General features: G+C 67.9%; 14 protein-coding genes. 2 read left to right on the top strand and 12 right to left on the bottom strand.

Annotated elements, in window-relative coordinates:
* The first annotated feature begins 65 nt into the window (after positions 1-65).
* Positions 66-299: a 30S ribosomal protein S21 gene (gene rpsU, locus H9656_RS06180; RefSeq protein ID WP_087139870.1), complete on the top strand. Its 234-nt coding sequence runs from the start codon at positions 66-68 to the stop codon at positions 297-299.
* Between the two features lie 119 nt (positions 300-418).
* Here rpsU and H9656_RS06185 read toward each other — a convergent pair whose 3' ends face one another.
* From H9656_RS06185 to H9656_RS06210, 6 genes are all read right to left on the bottom strand, one after another.
* Positions 419-1861 (bottom strand): ABC transporter permease, encoded by a 1443-nt coding sequence (locus H9656_RS06185; protein WP_191743307.1) that lies wholly within the window; start codon positions 1859-1861, stop codon positions 419-421.
* Complete coding sequence (locus H9656_RS06190) at positions 1858-2823, bottom strand: ABC transporter ATP-binding protein (protein ID WP_191743308.1); 966 nt, start codon at positions 2821-2823, stop codon at positions 1858-1860. The genes H9656_RS06185 and H9656_RS06190 overlap by 4 nt, the downstream gene beginning before the upstream one ends.
* Positions 2824-2931: 108 nt before the next feature.
* On the bottom strand, positions 2932-3558 hold the full coding sequence (locus H9656_RS06195; protein ID WP_191743309.1) for a M23 family metallopeptidase: 627 nt from the start codon (positions 3556-3558) through the stop codon (positions 2932-2934).
* Between the two features lie 192 nt (positions 3559-3750).
* Positions 3751-5553 (bottom strand): autotransporter domain-containing protein, encoded by a 1803-nt coding sequence (locus H9656_RS06200; protein ID WP_191743310.1) that lies wholly within the window; start codon positions 5551-5553, stop codon positions 3751-3753.
* A gap of 99 nt (positions 5554-5652) precedes the next feature.
* Entirely contained in the window at positions 5653-7542 is a 1890-nt protein-coding gene (gene serA / locus H9656_RS06205; protein WP_191743311.1) for a phosphoglycerate dehydrogenase, read from the bottom strand.
* Between the two features lie 111 nt (positions 7543-7653).
* On the bottom strand, positions 7654-8169 hold the full coding sequence (locus tag H9656_RS06210) for a hypothetical protein (RefSeq protein ID WP_191743312.1): 516 nt from the start codon (positions 8167-8169) through the stop codon (positions 7654-7656).
* Between the two features lie 199 nt (positions 8170-8368).
* Between H9656_RS06210 and H9656_RS06215 the strand changes: the two genes are divergently transcribed.
* Positions 8369-9301, top strand: a complete 933-nt coding sequence (locus tag H9656_RS06215) for an Hsp33 family molecular chaperone (protein WP_191743313.1) — start codon at positions 8369-8371, stop codon at positions 9299-9301.
* Between the two features lie 4 nt (positions 9302-9305).
* Here the strand turns inward: H9656_RS06215 and H9656_RS06220 are convergent, their stop codons facing one another.
* The 6 genes from H9656_RS06220 to pstC form a co-directional block, all read right to left on the bottom strand.
* A complete protein-coding gene (locus tag H9656_RS06220; RefSeq protein WP_191743314.1) occupies positions 9306-10025 on the bottom strand; it encodes a CPBP family intramembrane glutamic endopeptidase, BDIM_20840 family in 720 nt (239 codons plus the stop codon).
* Positions 10026-10128: 103 nt separating this feature from the next.
* Positions 10129-10818 carry a phosphate regulon transcriptional regulator PhoB gene (phoB, locus tag H9656_RS06225; RefSeq protein WP_191743315.1) on the bottom strand — a complete coding sequence of 230 codons (690 nt, stop codon included), beginning with the start codon at positions 10816-10818 and terminating at the stop codon, positions 10129-10131.
* 44 nt (positions 10819-10862) lie between these two features.
* Positions 10863-11609, bottom strand: coding sequence for a phosphate signaling complex protein PhoU (gene phoU, locus H9656_RS06230; RefSeq protein WP_191743316.1), 747 nt, complete (start codon positions 11607-11609; stop codon positions 10863-10865).
* A gap of 10 nt (positions 11610-11619) precedes the next feature.
* Complete coding sequence (gene pstB, locus H9656_RS06235) at positions 11620-12489, bottom strand: phosphate ABC transporter ATP-binding protein PstB (protein WP_191743317.1); 870 nt, start codon at positions 12487-12489, stop codon at positions 11620-11622.
* A 5-nt stretch (positions 12490-12494) separates the two neighbouring features.
* Positions 12495-13790: a phosphate ABC transporter permease PstA gene (gene pstA / locus H9656_RS06240; RefSeq protein ID WP_191743318.1), complete on the bottom strand. Its 1296-nt coding sequence runs from the start codon at positions 13788-13790 to the stop codon at positions 12495-12497.
* Positions 13783-15213: a phosphate ABC transporter permease subunit PstC gene (gene pstC / locus H9656_RS06245; protein ID WP_191743319.1), complete on the bottom strand. Its 1431-nt coding sequence runs from the start codon at positions 15211-15213 to the stop codon at positions 13783-13785. The genes pstA and pstC overlap by 8 nt, the downstream gene beginning before the upstream one ends.
* Positions 15214-15286: the final 73 nt, after the last annotated feature.

Below are 15286 nucleotides of genomic sequence, written 5' to 3' on the forward strand. Positions count from 1 at the left end.
GGTTTTGTTTTGTCTGCCCGTCTCCCTTGGAAAGGACGCGGCGGGCGGCCAAAGGAGAGAGACCCCTGGTTCAGATTTTTGTCCGCGACAACAATGTCGATCAGGCGCTGAAAGCCCTGAAGAAGAAGATGCAGCGCGAAGGCAGCTTCCGCGAAATGAAGCGTCACGTGCACTTTGAAAAGCCGTCGGAAAAGCGCGCTCGCCAAAAGGCTGAAGCCGTCCGTCGCGCCCGCAAGCTGGCCCGCAAGCGCGCCCAGCGCGAAGGCCTGCTGCCGGCCCCGAAGGGTCGCGGTCGCTAAGACCCGCTGACGCCTGAAAGATCAAAGGCCGCCCCGGATCGCCGGGGCGGCCTTTTTCTTTGCCTGGTACTTTCCGCGGGGATGAGCGGGAGAGAGGCCGAGCCTCCCTCCCCGCAAACTCACCGCCCCGTCACGGCGCCCATGAAGCTCTTCCAGCTCAGCTTCACGTCCGACAGGGCGCCGGCGCGGAAGGCGCGGCCCGCCGCCCAGACCATCAGCGCGGCGAACAGGAACATGCCGAGCAGACCGCCGATCATTTCGATCAGCGGCGGTCCGCTGGGCGCGCGCGCGGCCATGACGAAGGGGGTGAAGGGCGGGATCAGGCTGATCACCTTCACCACTATGGCGTCGGGGGTGCGGATGGCCATCTGCATGACCAGGATCGGCACGATCAGCACCATCATGATCGGCCCCATCAGGGTCTGGGCGTCGCGCGGCGTGTCGCAGAAGGCGCCGATGGCGGCGAACAGCACCGCATACATCAGATAGCCGCCGACCAGCAGCAGCAGGAACCAGACGAACAGGCCGTCGGTCAGCAGCACCGATCCGATGTCGCGCGCCACGTCCGGCACGCTCGCCATCAGGCCGATGGCGCCGATACCGCCCCAGGCGCCCAGCACGGCCACGGTCAGCAGGGCCACGCCCAGCACCTTGCCCGTCAGAATCTCGGTCGCCGAGGCCGAGGACAGCAGCACTTCCAGAATCTTGTTCGACTTCTCCTCCATCACGCTGTTCAGCAGGATGGAGGCGCCGGTCATGACGAGGGACCACAGAAGGAAGCCCACCGCCAGGCCGACGATGACCGGCAACTTGTCGCGGAACGAAACTTCGCCTCCCGACGCGGCGCGCGGCGAGAAGACCGACACTTCCGGCCGGAAGCGTTCGGTCTGCGCCACCACCGAAGGATCGATGCCGCTGGACACAAAGACGCGGCTGCGGTTGGCGGACTTCAGGGCGTCCCGCACGGCGTCTTCCACCACATCGTCGGTGGCGCGGCCGGTCCAGACGCGCGCGCCGGGCTGGCCGTCCTTTTCGGTCAGGAAGACCACGGCGTTCAGACGCTCGCCCTCGGGCGCGTCCTTGTCGACATAGCGACGGGCCAGGGCGTCGCGCGCCTCGCCCGGAGCGGCGGCCAGCAGGTCAGCGGGCGCCTCGACCAGCTCAAACGACCGCTTGGGCGTCTTGAAGCCAGCGGCGGCGCGCGGCGCCTCCTTCTTCAACGCCTCAAGCCCGGCGTCGAAGCCGCCCTTCTCGGCGGCCTCGCGCACGCGGTCGCCGCCGGCCGTCCCCGCCTCGGGCACGGCGGCCATGCGCAGGGCGGCGATGTCGCCGCGCCCGCGTTCCGTCTCCAGCGCCTGCCGCACGGCGGCGGCCAGGCCGGACCCGGCCGGGGTCTCGTCGACGATCACGGCTTCACGCTGAGGCTCGGCGTGTTTCATCAGCACCGGAATCGCGCCGCCCAGCACGGCGAACAGCGGAAAGGCCAGCAGCGACAGCCAGAAGCCGACCGTCTTGGCGTAGGCCAGAAACTCGCGGCGCGCGATCAGAAGAATGCGGCTCATCGCGCGGCCTCCATCGTGTCGGTCTTGCCGACGGATTGGTCCTCGTCGGGGTGGTCGCCGGTCAGGGCGATGAAGGCGTCATGCAGGGTCGGCTCCTTCATCTGGAAGCGCCGCACGTCCAGCCCGCCCAGGAAGGCGGCGCGCAGGGCGGATTGCGCCTCCGCCCCCGGCGTCAGGCCGACGCGCAGGGTGCTGACGGCGCCATCCTCAGCCAAGGTCTCGATTGCGCTGACGCCCGGCAAGGCCGCCACCGCGTTGCGATCCAGCGCCCCTTCCAACTCCAGAAAGCGCGGCGAGGTGGCGCGCGCCTGATCCACCGTGCCCTCGAACGCCTTGCGCCCGCGCGCCAGCAGCACGACCTTGTCGCACAGACGCTCGGCGTGCTGCATCACGTGGGTCGAGAACAGCACCGTCGCCCCATCGGCGGCCAGGGCGCGGATCATCGCCTCCAGCCCCTGCTGGTTCATCGGGTCCAGACCCGAGAACGGCTCGTCCAGGATGACGAACTCCGGCTGATGCACCACCGAGGCGATCAGCTGGACCTTCTGGGCCATCCCCTTGGACAGCTCCTTCATCTTCTTCTTGCTGGCCTCGCCCAGGCCCATCTGCTCCAGCATCTCGCGGCCGCGACGGCGACCCTCGGGCAGGGGCAGCCCCTTCAGGGCGCCGAAGAAGGCGATGGCGTCCACCGGCGTCATCTTCTTATAGAGGCCGCGCTCTTCGGGCAGGAAGCCGATCCGGTCGCGCACCTTGCGCCCGTCGTCGGCGCCCAGGATGTCGATGCGGCCGCTGGTGGCGGGCTGCAGGCCCAGGATCATCCGCAGGGTCGAGGTCTTGCCCGCCCCGTTCGGCCCCAGAAAGCCGCAGATCGAGCCCTTCTCGACCTGGAAGCTCAGGTCGGAGACCGCCTGGAAGCCCCCGTATCTCTTACTGATTCCGTCCAGCGTCAGCGCCGCGACCATTCGGTTCCCCTGCGATAGTTCGAGGGGCGAGGGTAAGGGCGCAAGCGGCTTCGCGTAAAGCGACTTTTACATTACAGATTGGTCATGACGCCGCGCCGTTTGCCGCGGTCAGATCGGCGACTTCACCCGGATGTCGAAGCTCTGGCCGACGATCTTGGCGGGGTCGACCTGGCCGCCGTTGCGGCGAACCTCGAAGTGCAGGTGCGGGCCGGTCGAATAGCCGGTCGAGCCGACCAGACCGATGCGCTCGCCGGCCTCGACCGTCTTGCCCGAGTGCACGTCGATGCTGCTCAAGTGGCCATACAGGCTAGTCATGCCGTTGGGGTGTTGGACCTCGATGAAGTTGCCGTAGCCGCCCGCCTGATAGCCGGCGCGCAGCACCTTGCCCTCGGTCGTGGCGAAGACGCCCGTGCCGGTCGGGGCGGCGATATCCACGCCCTTGTGCGCACGGGCCTTGGCTTCGATCGCCAGCTTGCGCAGGCCGAACGACGAGTTGATGCGATATCCCTTCACCGGGGCTTCGAAGACGATCTTGCGTGTCACCGGGCCTGCGGGCTCCGCCACCGCCTTTACGGGCGGGGCGATGGGAGCCGACACTTCGACGACCTTCTCAGGCGCGGCGGCGATCATGCCGACGGGCGCAGCGGCCATAGCCAGGACCGACATGGCGACCAGGGCGCCGGTTTGACCAAAACGGATGACATGCGGCCGAACGGCCGGGGGGACTAGACGCATACTCAAACGACTCATTCTGAGCGCTTCGTCAGCGCGGGGGAGCCGTCAGGAAGGCGCGAACACGCACGCAAAGCGAACAACCAAGGCTCGCCGACGGCCGGATTTGACCGCCTTTTGCAATTTCACCGGGACATGAATGGGGCGCCCCGAGGGCGACACGAGGTCGCACCCCGCAACTTTCGACATCGAGAGCTAGAGCGGCAGACTGAGCTTCACCGCCGCCATATGGCTGTCGGCATGGTCTCCGAAGCGGCCCTTGTAGCCGATCGACACCTTCAGCCGCTCCATCACCGTACCCTCGATTCCCGCGGCGGCCAGCACCTGTCCGCCAAACGGCAGGTCCACGTCGCGCCCCAGGACACGAGCCGGATTGCCGACGATGCCGGTCCGCACGGCGTCGCTGTCGTCGCTCAGGCTGTCGCGATAGCCGCCTTCGGCAAAGAAGCGGACCCGCTCGGTCCCGCCCTCGGCGCGCAGGGCGATCTCGGCCGTCGTCGCCTGCACCGAACGGTCGGCATAGGCGTACTGCGCCGCCGGGCCCTGCTCGCCGAAGCCGTCCACGTCGGCGTTGATCCAGGCCACCGCCGCGCGCGGCGACAGGGCGAACCCGCCCATGTCGAACCACATCCCACCCTGCAGCCGCGCCCCGGTCGAGACGCCGCGCGTCGAGCCGCTGTGTACGATCGGCGCGAGGCTGGTCAGGCGGTTGATGTCGTTGAAGTCGTCCTGAGCCACGCCCGCCGCCGCATTGACGAACAGGTCGCCCGAGCGCCAGCCGCCGTAGACGTCCAGCCCGAAGCTGTCGATGTCCGCGCGCAGGGCGCCTGCATCGACATCGGCGTTGCGATAGGAACCGGACATGCCGAAACGCCAGGTCTCGCTGCCCGACTCAAGGGCGATGCGCACGCCGTAGCCGTCGGACGTCGCCTTGCCTATGGCGCCGCGCGCGTCCGTCTCGGTCTTGTCAACCAGGGCGCCGACGGAGATCGAGGTTCCGCCCATCCACGCCTCGCGCCCCGACAGGGCCGCCGTCGAGCCGTCCAGGGCGTCCTCGCGGTGGCGCCAGGCGGTCTCGCCCAGCACCGCCGTCTGACTGCCCTGGTCGCCGTAGTAGAGGTAGTCGTTCGCCAGACGCGCGATCACTGCATGGCCCCTGGCCGTCGGGTGCACCCCGTCGAAATAGAAGTAGTCGTCAGGGTTAGAGCACAGGGTGACGCCGTTGAAGCAGGCCTGGGTCACGTTCGACACGCCAAAGGCGCTGGGGTTGGCCGAGATCACGTCTCCGACCTTGAACAGGTCCATCAGGATGATGTTCGTGCCGGGCCGCGCCGTCGCCGTCGCGTTCAGGCCCGTCAGCAAGGCCCCGTTGAAGGTGCTGACTGCGAAATCCGCCAGGGGCGCGGCGGGCGTGCCGCGGAATTGCGGGGTCAGGCTCAGCTTGGGCAGGTTGGTGACCAGGATGGTCCCCGCCCCCGCCTGGGCGATCGCGCCCACGATGAAGTTCATGTCCGACGCGGCGCCCAGGGCCACGGGCGTGATGGACCCTGTCGGATTGGACGAAGCGCCGGCCGCCGGCAGGCCCTGGAAGATGTTGTTCGCCCCACCCAGCACGCTGACCAGATCGTTGGCCCCGAACGTCCCGCCGCGCTGCTGATACTGGGCCAGTTGCAACCGCATCCCCAGGGGTTGAGCCTGGCTGTCCGTGCGCGCGCCGCCGAAGGCGTAGTTGATGCTGCCCGTCACAGGACCCATGAAGTTCGCGGCGTTGAAGCCCAGCTGTTCGGTAAAGACCGGACCGTTGGAGAATCGCCCCGCGCCATAGGGCGGCGATGCTGGCGTCGATCCGCCGGTCGCCAGATAGAGGTTGCCGTTGTCCGAAAGGCTGTCGCCGAACACCACCAGGCGGCTGTAGCTCTGGGCCGAAGCGGCCCCGGCGACAGACACGGCGGCCAGGCTCAGGGCGGCCAGGGCCGCCCCGCGAAGAAGACGAGTCATCGCAATCCCTCCCATCGACCGTCAGTATGCGGCCGTTGAACCGCACTCTGCGCCCCTTTTTTCAGGACGCAAGATGCCCCTGCGGAAGGTGATCGATGATCAGTGCAGTCGGCGGAAGCGAATGGTGCCAGGAAGCTGTTTCAGCGCCGTCAGCGCCTCGCGGTCATAGTCGCGGTCCACGTCGGTGATGACGTAGCCCGTACGCTCGTCTGTCTTCAGATGCTGGCCCAGAATGTTGAGCCCCGCATCCGACAGCGCCCGGTTCAGTTCGGCCAGCACGCCCGGCTGGTTCCGGTGGATGTGCAGCAGACGGTGCGCGCGGCTCACCTCGGCCAGCTGCACGTTCGGCAGGTTGACGCAGAAGGTGGTGTCGCCCCGGTTCAGATAGCCCAGCAGACGCTCGGCTGCGAACTCGGCGATGGCTTCCTGCGCCTCCTCGGTCGAACCGCCGATGTGCGGGGTCAGGATGGTCTTGTCCAAGCCGACCAGAGGGCTGTCGAACGGGTCGGCGTTGGTGCGCGGCTCTTCGGGGAAGACGTCGACCGCCGCCCCGCCCAGACGGCCCGACTTCAGCGCCGCCGCCATCGCGTCCACATCGACCACATGGCCGCGCGACAGGTTCAGGAACAGGGCGCCCGGCTTCATCCTGGCGAACTGATCGGCGCCGATGATGGCGGTGTTCTCCTTGCGGCCGTCGACGTGCAGCGTCACCACGTCCGCCTCGGCCAGCAAAGCGTCCAGCGAGCGCATCCGCCGCGCATTGCCCAAGGCCAGCCGCTCGGACAGGTCGTAGAACAGCACCCGCATGCCCAGGTTCTCGGCCAGCACCGAAAGTTGGCTGCCGATGGCGCCGTAGCCGACGATGCCCAGCGTCTTGCCGCGCACTTCGCGCGAGCCGGTCGCCGACTTGTTCCACTTGCCCTTGTGCATCTCGCGCGACTTGTCCGTCACGTCGCGCATCAGCACGATCATCATGCCGATGGCCAGTTCCACCACCGAGCGGGTGTTGGAATAGGGCGCGTTGAACACCGCCACGCCCTTGTCCGCCGCCGCATCCAGATCGACCTGATTGGTGCCGATGCAGAAGGCCGCCACGGCCATCAGCCGGTCGGCCGCGTCCAGGACCTTGCGGCTGACGTTGGTCTTGGAGCGGATGCCCAGGACGTGCACGCCCTTGATCGCCTCGATCAGATCGTCCTCATCCAGCGCGCCCTTCATCGTCTCGACGGTATAGCCCGCCTCCTCCAGCCGCTCGACGGCGGCGGGGTGGACGTTTTCCAGCAGCAGCATGCGGATGCGGTTGCGCGGATAGGACCAGCGTCCGGCCACGCCCTCGGCGTAGAGCACCTCGTCCAGCGAGGACGCGACGGCATCGGCGGCCTCGACCACCTTGTCGCGGCTGACGATCTCGGTGAAGGCGTAGAAGCGGTCGGCCGCGCCCTGAATCTTGACCTCGGCGTCGGTCCAGCCGTCGCCGACCATGACAACGGGGCCTTCCAGTTCCAGCGCACGGATGACCTCGGGCTTGCCGTTCTCGCGCGACAGGGGGTTGGCCGTACCCACGCCCGTCACCCGGTCTTCGTCGTCATAGATCAGGTCGTTGGCCAGCACATGGTCGGCGGCCACGCCCAGCCGCTCGGCCAGGGGCGCGATCACCTCGCGGAAACCGCCGGACAGGATGTAGATGCGCTCGGCGTTGCGCTGGAAGAAGTCGACGTTGCGGCGGATGGAGACGGTCGCCTCGTCCAGAATCCGGTCCGTCAGGGCCTCGACGTGCTCACGGCGCAGCGCCAGAAGATCCAGACGCTGCTTCAGCGCCTCGCCAAAGCCGATGCGGCCGTTCATGGCGTCGTCGGTCAGGGCGGCGATCCGGGCTTTGCGCTCGGCGGCGTCCGGCGCGTCCTTGAGCGCCAGGTCGGCCAGAGCCTCCAGCGTCTCGATGCGAACCAGGGTGGAATCGAAGTCGAAGATGAAGACGGGCGAGATCATGCGCGGGCTCTAGCCCCTCTTCGCATCCGCAGCAATAAAAAGGGGCGCCGCAGCGCCCCTTTCCGCATGTTTCTTCCACCTGACGGCGAAGGCCGGCTCAGCCGCCCCGCGTTAGCTCTTGCGACGGCTTTCCAGCGCCGCCGCACCGATCACGGCGGCGATGGTGGCGACGGCCAGAAGGGCACCGCCCTCCTTGGCGTGGTCGCGGGCGAAGTCGCCGGCGTCTTCGGCGTAGCGACGGGCCTGCTTGGTGTAGCGGCGCATCGGGCGGCGCGACTTCTTCTTGGCCTGGCGATACCATTGGTCGGCCCGGTCGCGAGCCTCAGCGCCAAAGCGGCCGGCCCGTTCGTGGGCGGAGCCGCCCAGGTCGGCGGCGCGATGGTTCAGATCGTCAGCCCCGTGGCGCACGCCGCGCGCGATGTCGTCGAACCGGTGACGCAGGGCCTCGGCGTCGAACCAGCCGCGCGGGTCGATGCGCGTCTTGATCCGCTCATAGCGGGTCGGGCCGCTGCGCTGGTTCAGCAAGATCGTCGCCAGGCCCACGCCCGCCAGCACAGCCACGACGCCCGCCACGATCCCGGGGTGTTTGCGGACCTCGTCCACGACGTTGAACTCATGATCCATCATGTCAGACCTCATGTAGGCGGATGGGAAAGGAAGGGCTTTTTCAGCTAAGGGAGCGAGCTTCAGCACAAAGAGTTCCCTGGTCCCGGTCAAGCCTGACGAACCGCGCCTGCTCGTGGCGTGAGCGACACGCCCTCCCCTTACCAAGCGGCCTTTGCCTCCCTATGTTGCGCCGCTTCCGACAGTTTGCAGGATTTTCGCCGTGACCGATCACGTGCCTGACGCCCCCATCGCCGCCCCGACGGACGACTTCGCCGCCGCCTTCCAGATCGAAGGCTGGCCGGTGCGCGGCCGCCTGGTCCGCCTGGGCGAGGCGATCGACAAGGTGCTGTCGGCCCACGCCTATCCGGAACCGGTCGCCGCCCTGTTGGGCGAGGCCTGCGTGCTGGCGGCCATCGTCGGCTCGGCGCTGAAGTTCGACGGCCGCCTGATCGTTCAGGCCCAGGGCGACGGCCCGGTGCGCTATGTCGTCGCCGACTACGGCACCGACGGCCATCTGCGGGGCTTCTGCCGCTTCGATCCTGAAGAAGTGGCCAAGGCTGCCGAAGGCTTCGCCCGTCCGGGCGCCAAGACCCTGTTGGGCGGCGGCGTCTTCATCATGACGGTGGATCGCGGCGCCGACTTCGAACGGACCCAGGGCGTGACCCCCATCGAGGGCGAAAGCCTGTCGCTGTGCGCCGAACACTATTTCTCCCAGTCCGAGCAGGTGCCGACCAAGGTGCGCCTGGCCGTTGGCGAGGTCGAGACCGAAGCGGGCCGCACCTGGCGCGCGGGCGGAGCGATGATCCAGGTCATCGCCGGCGACGAGTCGCGCGGCTCGACCGAGGAGGTGTGGGAGCGGACCCGCGCCCTGTTCAACACCCTGGGCGACGACGAACTGATCGACCCGACCATCAGCGCCGAGACCCTGCTGTATCGTCTTTTCCACGAGGACGGCGTGCGGCTGGAAGGCGCCAAGTCGCTGGCCGCCGTCTGCCGCTGTTCGAGGGACCGCATCGCCACCGTGCTGCAATCCTTCCCGGCGGAAGAACGCGCCGAGATGGTCGAGGACGACGGCAAGATCCGCGTGACGTGCGAATACTGCTCGACCGCCTATGAGATCGACCCGGCCGAGCTGGAAACGGCCGAGGCCTGATCCCTCAGACCAGCATGAAGACGGCGTTGCCGTAGTTGTGCAGCAGGACCGGCAGCAGCACGCTGCCGGTCTTTTCGCGCAGCCAGACCAGCAGCAGGCCCGCCAGACCTGTCGTCGCCATCGGAATCCAGTCGAAGGTGAAGCCGCCGTCCCGGTAGCCCAGGGCGTGGGTCAGACCAAACGCCAGGGACGCCAGCAGCGCGCCCCAGCCCATGTGCGCGCCGAGCACCCGGACCGGCCGTCCGAACGCCTCGTTCAGCATCAGCAGCAGCACGCCGCGATAGAAGATCTCCTCGTCCAGCCCCGGCATGGTCAGTTGGAACGCCAGGCTGTCGACGTCGAACCCTTCGCCCGGCATCCAGATCGCCAGCCCGAGGAACAGCAGAACCAGCAAGCCCGACAGGATCAGCGCGCCCTTCAGCCCCTGCCGGTCGTGATGCAGGGTCAGGCCGCTGCGCCGCCATCCGACGACCGGCAGGCTGGCGACGGCCAAGGACAGCAGGACGGCCAGCGTCTTGCCCTCCCAATTCCATCGCGAAGGTCCGAAATCCAGAGGGATATGACCGTAGCCGCGCGTCAGCACGGCGTCATAGACCGCCATCAGCAGCAGGGCGGCGAACAGCCAGCCCCAGCGCACCTTGCCGCGCGAAAGGGCGGCGGCCGCCCCGCCCGCCAGCGCGACCGCGCCCACCCAGCCCAACATGGCGATGACAGCGTCCGGCATGACTTCCCTCCCCCGATGCGACGTTGTCGTTCAGATGCGGCCGGCGGGGTCTGCGGATGCAGATGAAGAAAAGTTAAGCTCCCCGAACCGAGCAGGGGTCAGGTCAGTTATTCAGATCCAGCGAATAGCCCGCCGAGCGCACGGTGCGGATCGGGTTGACCGTGCCTTCGACGTTCAGCGCCTTGCGCAGACGGCCGACGTGGACGTCGACGGTCCGCGCCTCGACATAGACGTCCGAGCCCCAGACCGCGTCCAGAAGCTGCTCGCGGCTGAACACGCGGCCCGGATGCTTCAGGAAGTGATCCAGCAGGCGGAACTCGGTCGGGCCCAGGTGGACCTCCTTGCCCGCGCGGCTGACGCGGTGAGCGACGCGGTCCATGATGATGTCGGCGTGGTTGACCCGGTCGTCGGCCAGACCCGGCCGAATGCGGCGCAGCACGGCGCGGATGCGCGCGGTCAGTTCCGACATCGAGAACGGCTTGGTCATGTAGTCGTCGGCGCCGGTGTCCAGGCCGCGCACGCGGTCCGTCTCCTCGCCGCGCGCGGTCAGCATGATGATCGGCAGGTTACGCGTCTCGGCCCGGCCGCGGATGCGGCGGCAGACCTCGATGCCCGACAGCTTGGGCAGCATCCAGTCCAGCAAAATCAGGTCAGGCGTGCGTTCGTCGACCTGCAGCATCCCTTCCTCGCCGTCGGCGGCGACGGCCACGTCATAGCCTTCCTTCTCCAGATTGTACTGGAGCAGGGTGGCCAGGGCGTCCTCGTCTTCCATCACCAGGATATAGGGTTGCACGTCAGGGCCTCCGGTCCGTCGAAGTCGTCAGCGATGTAGGGGGATCAGTCTTCCGCCGCGTTGGGAGACGCGGAGAGATGCGGGGTCGGCGTCGGCTCTTCGCCGGGACCGGGCACGGCCTTCGGCCGCTCGCCCAGCATCTCCTCGCCGGTGATCTCATAGTGGACCGTTTCGGCGATGTTGGTCGCGTGGTCGCCGATCCGCTCCAGGTTCTTGGCCATGAACAGCAGGTGGGTGCAGGCCGTGATCGTGCGCGCGTCGCCCATCATGTAGGTGAGCAGTTCGCGGAACAGGGCGTTGTAGTGCTCGTCGACCTCATCGTCGGTCTGCCAGACCGACAGGGCGCGCTCGATCTCCGAGGCCGTATAGGCGTCCAGCACGTCGCGCAGGCGGTTCGACACCAGCCGGCCCATACGCTCGATCGAGCGCGTCAGCGGCTGCATCGGCTCGGCCTCGGCCAGGATCAGCGCCCGCTTGGCGATGTTCTTGGCCAGGTCGCCGGTCCGCTCCAGGTCCGAGGCCAGCTTCATCGCCCCCAGCGTCCGGCGCAGGTCGCTGGCGACCGGCTGGCGCAGGGCGATCAGGCGGATCGCCTTCTTCTCGATATCGCGATGCAGGGCGTCCAGGCGGCTGTCGCGCTCGACCACCGCCTTGGCCAGCGCCACGTCGCGGCGGGCGACGGATTCAATGGCGTCCGCCACCTGCGCCTCGGCCAGGCCGCCCATGCGGACCACCTCGGCCGTCAGTTGGTTCAGTTCGTCGCCGTAAGCCTTGACCGTATGCTGGTTCATCGTGGCGTCCTCAGCCGAAGCGGCCGGTGATGTAGTCGAGCGTGCGCCGCTCGCGCGGGTTGGTGAAGATCTCTTCGGTGTCGCCGGTCTCGACCAGCTTGCCCATGTGGAAGAAGGCCGTGCGCTGCGACACGCGCGCCGCCTGCGCCATCGAGTGGGTGACGATGACGATGCAGTAGCGCTCGCGCAGTTCGTCGATCAGCTCCTCGATCTTGGCCGTGGCGATCGGGTCCAGCGCCGAGCACGGCTCGTCCATCAGGATGACTTCCGGCTCGACCGCGATGGCGCGGGCGATGACCAGACGCTGCTGCTGGCCGCCCGACAGGCCGGTGCCCGGCGAATGCAGGCGGTCGGCGACTTCGTCCCACAGGCCGGCGCGCTTCAGCGACTTCTGGACGATCTCGTCCATCTCGCCCTTGGTCGAGGCCAGGCCGTGGATCTTGGGCCCATAGGCCACGTTCTCGTAGATCGACTTGGGGAACGGGTTCGGCTTCTGGAACACCATGCCGACCTGGGCGCGCAGCAGCACCGGGTCGATCTTGCGGTCGTTGATGTCGCCGCCGTCCATCTCGATCCGGCCGGTCACGCGGGTGCCGGGGATGGTGTCGTTCATGCGGTTCATCGTCCGCAGGAAGGTGGACTTGCCGCAACCGGACGGGCCGATCAGCGCGGTCACCGTCTTGTCCGGGATGTCCAGCGACACGTCGAACAGGGCCTGCTTGTCGCCATAGAAGACGCTGACGTCGCGCGCGGCGATCTTGATCGGGCCCATCGGCGCCGAGGCGTGGGCGCCGACAGTCGGAACGGTCGTCAGGGTGGCGGGCTCGGAGGCGCCGCCGTTCGACGTGCCTTCGGGAGCGCGGAGGATGCGGGACTTCATAGGATTTACCACCGGCGTTCGAAACGACGGCGCAGCAGGACTGCGGCGGCGTTCATGACGATCATGAAGGCGAGAAGGACAAGGATGGCGGCCGCCGTGCGTTCGTGGAAGGCGCGCTCGGAGGCGTTCTCCCAAATGTAGATCAGCGACGGCAGGGCGCCGACAGGCTCGTCGATCGCGTGCGGCACGCCCGGAACGAAGCTGATCATGCCGATCAGCAGCAGGGGCGCCGTCTCGCCCAGGGCGTGGGCCATGGAGATGATGGCGCCGGTCATCACGCCGGGCATGGCCAGCGGCAGGACGTGGCCGAACACCGTCTGGGTGCGGCTGGCGCCCATGGCCAGGGCCGCCTCGCGGATCGAGGGCGGCACCGCCTTCAGCGAGGAGCGGGTGGCGATGATGATGGTCGGCAGGGCCATCAGCGCCAGCACCAGACCCCCGACCAGCGGACTGGCGCGCGGCAGGTGCAGGAAGTTGATGAACAGCGCCAGACCCAGCAGGCCGTAGACGATCGACGGCACCGCGGCCAGGTTGTTGATGTTGACCTCGATGATGGCCGTGATGCGGTTGCGCGGAGAATATTCCTCGAGCCACACGGCGGCGCCGACGCCGACCGGGATGGCGATCAGGGCCGTCACCAGCAGCATCAGGGCCGAGCCGACCACGGCGCCCAGCAGGCCGGCCAGCTCCGGCTGCGTCGAGTCCCCCTTGGTGAACAGGGCCGCGTTGAAGTGGGCGCGCACCGCGCCCGACGCCTTCATCTGGTCCAGCCAGTCCATCTGTTGATTGGAGACCCGGCGCTGGTCCTCGGGCTGATCGCGGGTAATCTTGCCCTTCAGATACATCTCGGCGTCGTCGGACAGCGGGGCGGCGACCGGCACGGTCTGGCCCAGAAGGCTGGGCTGGCGCGCGATCATCTTGGCGGCCTGGAACTTCAGCTCCGAGGACAGCAGCCCCTTCATGGCCGAGGCCTGCGTCCCCTGTTCGTCGTCCTGGACGCCCAGTCGGCGGATCTGCTGCTCGGCGACGATCTGCTCGAAATTGGCGCCCTGAGGATACGAGCGGTCGATCCGCGCCGGGTCCATATAGACCGGCAGGGTCACCGTGTGGGCGTAGAAGGCGGTGTAGCCCTGGGTGATGATGCTGCCGAGCAGGATCACCAAGAAGGCCAGCGCCACGCCGATGGCCGCACGGCCGTACCAGCGGAAGCGGGTCTCGCGCGCATAGCGGGCGCGCAGGCGGGCCTTCAGGCGCTGGGTGCGCGGGCTGACGCCGGTCAGGGGGGAAGCCGCGTCAGTCATACTGTTCCCGGTAGGCTTGCACGATACGCATGGCGACGATGTTCAGCAGCAGGGTGACGACGAACAGCGTCAGCCCCAGGCCGAAGGCGGCCAGCGTCTTGGGACTGTTGAACTCCTGGTCGCCGGTCAGCAGGGTGACGATCTGGACGGTGACGGTGGTGACCGTCTCCAGCGGGTTCAGGGTCAGATTGGCGGCCAGGCCGGCGGCCATTGTCACGATCATGGTCTCGCCGATGGCGCGCGACACGGCCAGCAGCAGGGCGCCGGCGATGCCCGGCAGGGCGGCGGGCAGCAGCACCTTCTTGACCGTCTCGGACTTGGTCGCGCCCATGGCGTAGGACCCGTCGCGCAGCGACTGCGGCACGGCGTTGAGGATATCATCCGACAGCGAGCTGACGAAGGGGATCAGCATGATCCCCATGACCGCGCCCGCCACAAGGGCCATCTGGTTCTGGACCAGCGACAGGTAGACGCCGAGGCCGTTCAGCGGTCCGCCGACCAGCATGTCGCCGATGCCGTTGAAGAAGACGCGCAGCGCCGGCCCCACCGTCAGAGCGGCGAAGAAGCCGTAGACCACGGTCGGCACCCCGGCCAGGACTTCCAGCGCCGGCTTGACCATGGCGCGGGTCTTCCGGCCCGAATATTCCGACAGATAGACGGCCGAGAACAGGCCGATCGGCGCGGCCACGGCCATGGCGATCAGCATGATTAGGAAGGTGCCGGCGAACAGAGGCACGGCCCCGAAGGCGCCCGACGACCCGACCTGGTCGGCGCGGATGGCGATCTGCGGGCTCCACTTGGTCCCGAACAGGAACTCGGTGATCGGGACCATGCTGAAGAAGCGCAAGGAGTCGATCACCAAGGAGAAGATGATGCCCAGGGTGGTCAACACGGCCACCACCGAACAGGCGAACAGAACGCCGGTGATCCATCCCTCGACCTTGTTGCGCGCGCGCAGGTCCGGGCGGATGCGGGTCAAGACAAACAGCCCGCCCAGCACGGCGGCGATCAGGGCGGCGACGCCCCCGCCCCAGCTCAGGGTCGAGGCGATGCGGTGGGCGCGGCGGCCCTCGGCCGGCAGCTCCTCGGCGTAGGGGGCCGGCCAGATCTGGCGCGCCTCCTGCCCGGCTCCGACCAGACGAGCGTCGGCGAAGAAGGCCTCGCGGCGGAAGGGCTCAAGCTGGGCCACGCTGTCCGGCGCACCGGCCCGCATCATCTGTTGTTCGATGGAGGTCGAGAAGAGCGAGGCGGCGATCAGCATCGCCAACGCCGGCGCCCCCACCCAGATCAGGGCGTAAAGCCCGTGTTGGCTAGGCCGCGAATGCGACTTCGCGCCTTGGCTTCGACGCACGGCCAAGGCTCGCCCCGCCACATAGGCCAGGACGACAAAGGCGATCAGCAGCAGCAGGAAAATCCAGATCATCCGGTCCGATCAGCGCAGGAATCAGCAAACGCGCCGGGGGCCAGTGCGTTTCGGCCGGGAAACTGCCCGCGTT

Source organism: Brevundimonas guildfordensis (assembly GCF_014836405.1).
In the GTDB taxonomy this organism is placed as follows: domain Bacteria; phylum Pseudomonadota; class Alphaproteobacteria; order Caulobacterales; family Caulobacteraceae; genus Brevundimonas; species Brevundimonas guildfordensis.

Excerpts from the sequence above, each read along its gene's own strand:
- H9656_RS06210 (WP_191743312.1), bottom strand. The coding sequence starts at position 8,169 with ATGATGGATCATGAGTTCAACGTCGTGGACGAGGTCCGCAAACACCCC.
- H9656_RS06190 (WP_191743308.1), bottom strand. The coding sequence starts at position 2,823 with ATGGTCGCGGCGCTGACGCTGGACGGAATCAGTAAGAGATACGGGGGC.
- H9656_RS06195 (WP_191743309.1), bottom strand. The coding sequence starts at position 3,558 with ATGCGTCTAGTCCCCCCGGCCGTTCGGCCGCATGTCATCCGTTTTGGT.
- pstC (WP_191743319.1), bottom strand. The coding sequence starts at position 15,213 with ATGATCTGGATTTTCCTGCTGCTGCTGATCGCCTTTGTCGTCCTGGCC.
- serA (WP_191743311.1), bottom strand. The coding sequence starts at position 7,542 with ATGATCTCGCCCGTCTTCATCTTCGACTTCGATTCCACCCTGGTTCGC.
- phoU (WP_191743316.1), bottom strand. The coding sequence starts at position 11,609 with ATGAACCAGCATACGGTCAAGGCTTACGGCGACGAACTGAACCAACTG.
- H9656_RS06200 (WP_191743310.1), bottom strand. The coding sequence starts at position 5,553 with ATGACTCGTCTTCTTCGCGGGGCGGCCCTGGCCGCCCTGAGCCTGGCC.
- pstB (WP_191743317.1), bottom strand. The coding sequence starts at position 12,489 with ATGAAGTCCCGCATCCTCCGCGCTCCCGAAGGCACGTCGAACGGCGGC.
- H9656_RS06185 (WP_191743307.1), bottom strand. The coding sequence starts at position 1,861 with ATGAGCCGCATTCTTCTGATCGCGCGCCGCGAGTTTCTGGCCTACGCC.
- H9656_RS06220 (WP_191743314.1), bottom strand. The coding sequence starts at position 10,025 with ATGCCGGACGCTGTCATCGCCATGTTGGGCTGGGTGGGCGCGGTCGCG.
- pstA (WP_191743318.1), bottom strand. The coding sequence starts at position 13,790 with ATGACTGACGCGGCTTCCCCCCTGACCGGCGTCAGCCCGCGCACCCAG.